Origin of the sequence: Streptococcus mitis (genome assembly GCF_047464945.1) — a bacterium.
In the GTDB taxonomy this organism is placed as follows: domain Bacteria; phylum Bacillota; class Bacilli; order Lactobacillales; family Streptococcaceae; genus Streptococcus; species Streptococcus mitis_EA.
This window is the reverse complement of sequence record NZ_JASHAX010000011.1, coordinates 46,139-54,085: the sequence shown is the minus strand read 5'-3', so window position 1 is coordinate 54,085 and position 7,947 is coordinate 46,139. Positions and strand designations below refer to the sequence as shown.

Here is a 7,947-nt window from a genome sequence, read left to right as displayed (position 1 = left end):
AATCAGGCGGTTAGAGGTTCGACTCCTCTAGGGTGCATTTTTCTATTTAACTCGGGAAGTAGCTCAGCTTGGTAGAGTACTTGGTTTGGGACCAAGGTGTCGCAGGTTCGAATCCTGTCTTCCCGATTCAGTACAGAGATACCAAGCGTATCTTTTTTATTTAACTAGATATTATATACATTAAGAGAGAATCAGTTTGGTTCCCTCTTTTTTCGATTTTAGTAATTCATTTTATATAGTGATTTTAATAACAATCGTTTAATAAATACTGTAGTTAATTATACACATTGAAATTTAATAGATTTTATAACTCTTATTAACTCTTATTAATTCTTAATAAAGCAATAGAAGAGTTTTTGTTGAACCTATAATATATGTTTCAATGTTATAAAAATTGCTTCTATTACGAGTTTAGGTAAGTATTAGTTTACATTATAGTGTGAATGGGGTTTGATATTTCTTTTGAGGAAGCTGCCTTAGATTTTTCTACTTGTGTTTTATTGTATAGTGTATCTTGCTTGTTTTGAACAGAATTTTTATGACATTTGTCATATTTCCTAGTGACAGAAGCTTCTAGCTCCGCTAACTTCAAAAGACTATAATTGAAGTATCAAATGGAGGAAGAAGAGATGAAAAATAAAATGATTGTCGCAGTGAGTCTAGTAGCAGCAGGAGTCATGACTTATCTCATGTTCTCAGGATTGGATGAAGATTTCTATCATTTTCCTTGGGAGCTATTTGCAGGATTTGGAATGATGTCCTGGCTTATCCGAGAAGGTTTGAAATTAGTCTCAGATGTGAAAAAGGAGTTTGAAAAATGAAAAAAGCATTTCTCTATCTTTTTATTGGACTATCACTAGTGGTATGGTTGGTAGAAATGTTTACAGGTTGGTTCGATCAAGCCTTCCTTCACCAATTCATCCGTGGTGCCTGGGGACTAGGATTTATGATTTTTATCGCCTTTCCTATGGGAAAGGAGTGGCTGAAAGGAGAATATCATGAACATGATTAAGGTAGAAAGCTTAAATAAAATCATCAAGGGCAAGGCTATTTTGAAGGATATTTCCTTTGAGATAGCTGAAGGTGAATGCGTCGCCTTGATTGGTCCCAATGGTGCTGGGAAGACCACACTCTTGGACTGTTTGCTTGGAGATAAACTGGTCACAAGCGGTCAAGTATCCATCCAAGGCTTGCCAGTGACGAGCTCTAAGTTAGACTACACAAGATCCTACCTCCCTCAAGAAAATGTCATCGTTCAGAAATTAAAGGTCAAAGAGTTGATTGCTTTCTTTCAAAGCATTTACCCAAATCCCTTGAGCAACCAGGAAATCAATCAACTATTGCAGTTTGACCAGCAACAAAAAGAGCAATTCGCAGAAAAATTGTCAGGTGGACAAAAGCGTCTATTCTCTTTTGTCTTGACCTTGATTGGGCGACCAAAGCTTGTCTTTTTAGATGAACCAACTGCTGCCATGGATACTTCAACTCGTCAACGCTTTTGGGAAATTGTTCAGGAACTAAAAGCTAAGGGAGTTACCATTCTCTATTCCTCCCATTATATCGAAGAGGTAGAGCATACAGCGGACCGAATCTTGGTCTTGAATAAGGGAGAGTTGATTCGCGATACAACACCTCTAGCCATGCGCAGTGAGGAGATTGAAAAGCACTTTATCCTTCCTCTAGCATACAAGGAAGTCATTGAGCAGTCTAACTTGGTTGAAAACTGGTCACAAAAACAAGATGCTTTGCAAGTAGTTACACGTGAAGCGGATGCTTTTTGGCAACTGTTAGTGCAAGCAGGATGTAGGATTCAAGAAATTGAAGTTAATAATCGTAGTTTGTTGGATACAATCTTTGAAGAAACTCAGAAGGGAGATGACTAAGATGAAACAATGGATCGCACTAAACAAGATAGAATTTCTATTGACCAAACGACAATTAGTCTATTATCTATTATCCGTAGGGATGCCGACAGCCTTCTATTTATTCTTTTCAGGCATGTACCAGGACACACCTGGTGGACCAGCTAATTTTATGCGTGATTACCTCATCTCCATGACAGCCTTTTCCATGATGTCGACAGCTATGTTTTCATTCCCAGCTGTTTTACATACAGATAAAATCAACAACTGGCAGAAAACATTGCGCCATACTCCGGTAAATATGGTAGAATATTATCTATCAAAGATAACAAGTATGATGGTTGATTATCTGGTCTCAATCCTGGTTGTTTTCTCAGTTGGGCACTTGGTCAGAGATGTGGATATGCCTTTAGGAAGCTGGATTGGGGCTGCGCTCTTGCTGATAGTAGGAAGTGTAGCTTTTGTAGCGCTTGGCTTGACCTTGACACTCTTGCCTTCTAGTCAGCTGATGTCTGTCGTGGGCAATCTTCTCTATCTAGGCTTGGCTGTTTTAGGCGGACTCTGGATGCCCATCTCTTTATTTCCAGACTGGATGCAAGCAATCGGGAAGTGTCTACCAACTTATCAGTTGATGGAGTTGCTCAAGACCTTCTTAAACGAGGGTAGCATCAATCTATCAGCCACAGTTTATCTACTTGTTTTTTCAGCAGTTTTGTTTGGTTTGACCATTTACCTTCAAGGTCATAAGGAGAATGCTTAATGCTTGAAAGACTGAAAAGCATACACTATATGTTTTGGGCCAGTTTGATTTTTATGCTTTTTCCCATCCTACCTGTAGTGATTGGGGAGCTTGCTGTCTGGCATTTATTGATTGATATTCTATTTGTAGTTGCTTACTTAGGAGTTTTAACAACCAAGAGTCAGCGATTATCCCGATTCTTTTGGTTTTTCATGCTGGTCTATGTAGCTGGGAATACCGCCTTTGTTGGTGTAAATTATATCTGGTTCTTCTTTTTCCTTGCCAATCTCTTAATTTATCATTTCGGCGTACGTAGTTTTAATTCTTTACATGTCCGGACTTTTCTCCTTGCTCAAGTCCTTGTTGTGGGGCAACTTTTGATTTTTCAGGAAGTTGAAGTTGAGTTTCTAGTCTATCTGCTTGGAATTATCACTTTTATCGATTTAATGACTTTTGGCTTGGTTCGGATTCGTATTGTGGAGGATTTGAAGGAAGCTCAGGCTAAGCAAAATGCGCAGATAAATCTATTGCTTGCTGAAAATGAACGCAGTCGTATCGGTCAAGATTTACATGATAGTCTGGGGCATACCTTTGCTATGATTAGTGTTAAAACTGATCTAGCCTTGCAGTTATTTCAAATACAGGCTTATTCACAGGTGGAAAAGGAATTAAGAGAAATACAGCAAATTAGCAAAGAATCAATGCGTGAAGTGCGAACCATTGTGGAAAATCTTAAGTCTAGAACTTTGACATCCGAACTAGAGACTGTGAAAAAGATGTTAGAAATTGCTGGAATTGAGGTGGAAATAGCTAATCAACTAGATACAGCTAGCTTAACTCAGGAATTGGAGTCAACGGCTTCCATGATTTTGCTTGAATTAGTGACCAATATCATCAAACATGCCAAAGCTTCTAAAGTCTACTTAAAATTAGAACGGACAGAGAAAGAACTCATTCTAACAGTGAGAGATGATGGCTGTGGCTTTGCTTCTATAAAGGGGGATGACCTCCATACAGTTCGAGATCGTGTTCTTCCATTTTCGGGAGAAGTAAAGGTAATTAGTTGGAAAGAACCGACAGAAGTTCAGGTTCGACTACCCTATAAGGAGAGAAAGTAGATGAAAGTATTAGTCGCAGAAGATCAAAGTATGTTACGAGATGCCATGTGCCAGTTGCTCACGCTTCAACCGGATGTAGAGTCTGTCTTTCAAGCCAAGAATGGGCAAGAAGCAATCCAACTATTTGAAAAGGAGTCTATAGATATCGCCATCCTTGACGTAGAAATGCCTGTTAAGACAGGTCTTGAAGTCTTGGAGTGGATACGAGCAGAAAAGCTTGAAACAAAGGTGGTTGTGGTGACGACCTTCAAGCGTCCTGGGTATTTTGAACGTGCGGTCAAGGATGGAGTAGATGCTTATGTATTAAAAGAAAGAAACATTGCAGACCTCATGCAAACCTTGCACACTGTCCTCGAAGGGCGCAAGGAGTATTCGCCTGAATTGATGGAAGTGGTGATGACGCATCCCAATCCATTAACAGAGCAAGAAATCGCAGTTTTAAAGGGAATTGCTCAAGGTTTCTCTAACCAAGAAATTGCAGACAAACTTTATCTATCCAACGGAACAGTCCGAAACTATGTTACCAATATTCTTTCTAAATTAGATGCTGGTAATCGAACAGAGGCAGCTAATATCGCGAAAGAATCTGGTTGGTTGTGATACTATCATATCTAGAAAACCATTATGTGCTAAAATTGAAATTATTCAATCAAACCAAATAATTTTGTAACTAGAGGAGGGCTTGGTTTCCTCCTTTTTCTTTTTTGGGGGAGCACTACAAAAGAGCTAAAATTAACAATAAAAAAGAAAAAAATCTTGACAACCAAGGGAAAATTTTGTTACAATAATAGACGGTACTTTTTACTTTTGGTCTCTCAAGAGTGTACAGGGACGTGCTGACAAATGTTGCAAAAGTACACACAGATGATAGCTGTCACCAAGTGTATCATCACCAAAAATAAAAAAACACAGGAGAATGTAGATGCCTACAATTAACCAATTGGTTCGCAAACCGCGTAAATCAAAAGTAGAAAAATCTAAATCACCAGCTTTGAACGTTGGTTACAACAGTCATAAAAAAGTTCAAACAAACGTTTCTTCACCACAAAAACGTGGTGTTGCAACTCGTGTTGGAACAATGACACCTAAAAAACCTAACTCAGCCCTTCGTAAATTCGCTCGTGTACGTTTGAGCAACCTTATCGAAGTTACTGCCTACATCCCAGGTATCGGACACAACTTGCAAGAGCACAGCGTGGTTCTTCTTCGTGGTGGACGTGTAAAAGACCTTCCAGGGGTACGTTACCATATCGTCCGTGGTGCACTTGATACTGCAGGTGTTAACGATCGTAAACAAGGCCGTTCTAAATACGGTACTAAACGTCCAAAAGCATAAGGAAAGGGGATAAAGAGAAATGAGTCGTAAAAATAGAGCTCCAAAACGTGACGTATTGCCAGATCCGCTTTACAATTCACAACTAGTTACTCGTCTTATCAACCGCGTTATGCTTGATGGTAAACGTGGTACAGCTGCTTCAATCGTTTACGGTGCTTTTGAGCAAATCAAAGAAGCTACTGGTAACGATGCACTTGAAGTATTTGAAACAGCTATGGAAAACATCATGCCTGTACTTGAAGTACGTGCACGTCGTGTTGGTGGTTCTAACTACCAAGTCCCAGTTGAAGTTCGTCCAGAACGTCGTACAACACTTGGACTTCGTTGGTTGGTAACAATCGCTCGTCTTCGTGGTGAACACACAATGCAAGACCGTCTTGCAAAAGAAATCTTGGATGCTGCTAACAACACTGGTGCAGCTGTTAAGAAACGTGAAGACACTCACCGTATGGCTGAAGCTAACCGTGCATTCGCACACTTCCGTTGGTAATATAGGATGCGAAAGCGTTAAGAAAGTCTCAGAGAAAATAGGGAATCGAAGCAGGTTGCGATTGCAACCAATGAGATTCATCTTTTTCTCCAGACTTTTAGCTTGAGCTCAACTCAACTAACTTGGGCTTTTAGCCTGAGTTCAATTGAGCTCAATCAGCCCTTAGCTACAACTCAACTTACAGCTTGTAAGTTGAAACCAACAATAGCATGAAAACATTGAGAACGGGTAGGTCCTGCCTATCCGTTTTTATTAAAATCGTGTTATAATAGAATAGAAATCAAAAATAAATAGGAGAAATAAACCTCATGGCACGCGAATTTTCACTTGAAAAAACTCGTAATATCGGTATCATGGCTCACGTCGATGCTGGTAAAACAACAACTACTGAGCGTATTCTTTACTACACTGGTAAAATCCACAAAATCGGTGAAACTCACGAAGGTGCGTCACAAATGGACTGGATGGAGCAAGAGCAAGAACGTGGTATCACTATCACATCTGCTGCGACAACAGCTCAATGGAACAACCACCGCGTAAACATCATCGACACACCAGGACACGTGGACTTCACAATCGAAGTACAACGTTCTCTTCGTGTATTGGATGGTGCTGTTACCGTTCTTGACTCACAATCAGGTGTTGAGCCTCAAACTGAAACAGTTTGGCGTCAAGCAACTGAGTACGGAGTTCCACGTATCGTATTTGCCAACAAAATGGACAAAATCGGTGCTGACTTCCTTTACTCTGTAAGCACACTTCACGATCGTCTTCAAGCAAATGCACACCCAATCCAATTGCCAATCGGTTCTGAAGATGACTTCCGTGGGATCATCGACTTGATCAAGATGAAAGCTGAAATCTATACTAACGACCTTGGTACAGATATCCTTGAAGAAGATATTCCAGCTGAATACCTTGACCAAGCACAAGAATACCGTGAAAAATTGGTTGAAGCAGTTGCTGAAACTGATGAAGAATTGATGATGAAATACCTCGAAGGTGAAGAAATCACTAACGAAGAATTGAAAGCTGGTATCCGTAAAGCGACTATCAACGTTGAATTCTTCCCAGTATTGTGTGGTTCTGCCTTCAAGAACAAAGGTGTTCAATTGATGCTTGATGCGGTTATTGACTACCTTCCAAGCCCACTTGACATCCCAGCTATCAAAGGTATTAACCCAGATACAGACGCTGAAGAAACTCGTCCAGCATCTGATGAAGAGCCATTTGCAGCTCTTGCCTTCAAGATCATGACAGACCCATTCGTAGGTCGTTTGACATTCTTCCGTGTTTACTCAGGTGTTCTTCAATCAGGTTCTTACGTATTGAACACTTCTAAAGGTAAACGTGAACGTATCGGACGTATCCTTCAAATGCACGCTAACAGCCGTCAAGAAATTGACACTGTTTACTCAGGTGATATCGCTGCTGCCGTTGGTTTGAAAGATACTACTACTGGTGACTCATTGACAGATGAAAAATCTAAAATCATCCTTGAGTCAATCAATGTTCCAGAACCAGTTATCCAATTGATGGTTGAGCCAAAATCTAAAGCTGACCAAGATAAGATGGGTATCGCCCTTCAAAAATTGGCTGAAGAAGATCCAACATTCCGCGTTGAAACAAACGTTGAAACTGGTGAAACAGTTATCTCTGGTATGGGTGAGCTTCACCTTGATGTCCTTGTTGACCGTATGCGTCGTGAGTTCAAAGTTGAAGCAAACGTAGGTGCTCCTCAAGTATCTTACCGTGAAACATTCCGCGCTTCTACTCAAGCACGTGGATTCTTCAAACGTCAATCTGGTGGTAAAGGTCAATTTGGTGATGTATGGATTGAATTTACTCCAAACGAAGAAGGTAAAGGATTCGAATTCGAAAACGCAATCGTCGGTGGTGTGGTTCCTCGTGAATTTATCCCAGCGGTTGAAAAAGGTTTGGTAGAATCTATGGCTAATGGTGTTCTTGCGGGTTACCCAATGGTTGACGTTAAAGCTAAACTTTACGATGGTTCATACCACGATGTCGACTCATCTGAAACTGCCTTCAAGATTGCGGCTTCACTTGCCCTTAAAGAAGCTGCTAAATCAGCACAACCAGCTATCCTTGAGCCAATGATGCTTGTAACAATCACTGTTCCAGAAGAAAACCTTGGTGATGTTATGGGTCACGTAACTGCTCGTCGTGGACGTGTAGATGGTATGGAAGCACACGGTAACAGCCAAATCGTTCGTGCTTACGTTCCACTTGCCGAAATGTTCGGTTACGCAACAGTTCTTCGTTCTGCATCTCAAGGACGTGGTACATTCATGATGGTATTTGACCACTACGAAGATGTACCTAAGTCAGTACAAGAAGAAATCATTAAGAAAAACAAAGGTGAAGATTAATCAGTCCTCACT

The 7,947-nt window shown here is 40.4% G+C and carries 9 protein-coding genes and 1 tRNA gene; all 10 read left to right on the top strand.

Going from position 1 to position 7,947, the window contains the following annotated elements; genetic code table 11:
• Positions 1-52 precede the first annotated feature (52 nt).
• The 10 genes from QM424_RS09385 to fusA all read left to right on the top strand — a co-directional run bounded on the left by QM424_RS09385 (position 53) and on the right by fusA (position 7,935).
• Positions 53-126 (top strand) — tRNA-Pro (locus QM424_RS09385).
• 488 nt (positions 127-614) lie between these two features.
• A complete protein-coding gene (locus tag QM424_RS09380; RefSeq protein ID WP_000390697.1) occupies positions 615-821 on the top strand; it encodes a hypothetical protein in 207 nt (68 codons plus the stop codon).
• Positions 818-1,012, top strand: a complete 195-nt coding sequence (locus tag QM424_RS09375; protein ID WP_000708869.1) for a hypothetical protein — start codon at positions 818-820, stop codon at positions 1,010-1,012. Before QM424_RS09380 ends, QM424_RS09375 begins: the two co-directional genes overlap by 4 nt.
• The gene (locus tag QM424_RS09370) at positions 999-1,883 is read left to right on the top strand and encodes an ABC transporter ATP-binding protein (RefSeq protein WP_001055969.1); all 885 of its coding nucleotides are present in this window, start codon (positions 999-1,001) and stop codon (positions 1,881-1,883) included. Before QM424_RS09375 ends, QM424_RS09370 begins: the two co-directional genes overlap by 14 nt.
• 1 nt (position 1,884) lies before the next feature.
• Positions 1,885-2,622 (top strand): ABC transporter permease, encoded by a 738-nt coding sequence (locus tag QM424_RS09365; RefSeq protein ID WP_004236719.1) that lies wholly within the window; start codon positions 1,885-1,887, stop codon positions 2,620-2,622.
• The gene (locus QM424_RS09360) at positions 2,622-3,719 is read left to right on the top strand and encodes a sensor histidine kinase (RefSeq protein WP_414394417.1); all 1,098 of its coding nucleotides are present in this window, start codon (positions 2,622-2,624) and stop codon (positions 3,717-3,719) included. Before QM424_RS09365 ends, QM424_RS09360 begins: the two co-directional genes overlap by 1 nt.
• A complete protein-coding gene (locus tag QM424_RS09355) occupies positions 3,720-4,319 on the top strand; it encodes a response regulator transcription factor (RefSeq protein ID WP_261043007.1) in 600 nt (199 codons plus the stop codon).
• Positions 4,320-4,641: 322 nt separating this feature from the next.
• Positions 4,642-5,055: a 30S ribosomal protein S12 gene (gene rpsL / locus QM424_RS09350; protein WP_001142332.1), complete on the top strand. Its 414-nt coding sequence runs from the start codon at positions 4,642-4,644 to the stop codon at positions 5,053-5,055.
• 19 nt (positions 5,056-5,074) lie between these two features.
• Entirely contained in the window at positions 5,075-5,545 is a 471-nt protein-coding gene (gene rpsG, locus QM424_RS09345; RefSeq protein ID WP_000087873.1) for a 30S ribosomal protein S7, read from the top strand.
• 308 nt (positions 5,546-5,853) lie between these two features.
• Entirely contained in the window at positions 5,854-7,935 is a 2,082-nt protein-coding gene (gene fusA, locus QM424_RS09340; RefSeq protein ID WP_000090355.1) for an elongation factor G, read from the top strand.
• The last annotated feature ends 12 nt before the right edge of the window (positions 7,936-7,947 follow it).

Excerpts from the sequence above, each read along its gene's own strand:
- rpsL (WP_001142332.1), top strand. The coding sequence starts at position 4,642 with ATGCCTACAATTAACCAATTGGTTCGCAAACCGCGTAAATCAAAAGTA.
- rpsG (WP_000087873.1), top strand. The coding sequence starts at position 5,075 with ATGAGTCGTAAAAATAGAGCTCCAAAACGTGACGTATTGCCAGATCCG.
- QM424_RS09370 (WP_001055969.1), top strand. The coding sequence starts at position 999 with ATGAACATGATTAAGGTAGAAAGCTTAAATAAAATCATCAAGGGCAAG.
- QM424_RS09355 (WP_261043007.1), top strand. The coding sequence starts at position 3,720 with ATGAAAGTATTAGTCGCAGAAGATCAAAGTATGTTACGAGATGCCATG.
- QM424_RS09360 (WP_414394417.1), top strand. The coding sequence starts at position 2,622 with ATGCTTGAAAGACTGAAAAGCATACACTATATGTTTTGGGCCAGTTTG.
- QM424_RS09375 (WP_000708869.1), top strand. The coding sequence starts at position 818 with ATGAAAAAAGCATTTCTCTATCTTTTTATTGGACTATCACTAGTGGTA.
- QM424_RS09365 (WP_004236719.1), top strand. The coding sequence starts at position 1,885 with ATGAAACAATGGATCGCACTAAACAAGATAGAATTTCTATTGACCAAA.
- QM424_RS09380 (WP_000390697.1), top strand. The coding sequence starts at position 615 with ATGGAGGAAGAAGAGATGAAAAATAAAATGATTGTCGCAGTGAGTCTA.
- fusA (WP_000090355.1), top strand. The coding sequence starts at position 5,854 with ATGGCACGCGAATTTTCACTTGAAAAAACTCGTAATATCGGTATCATG.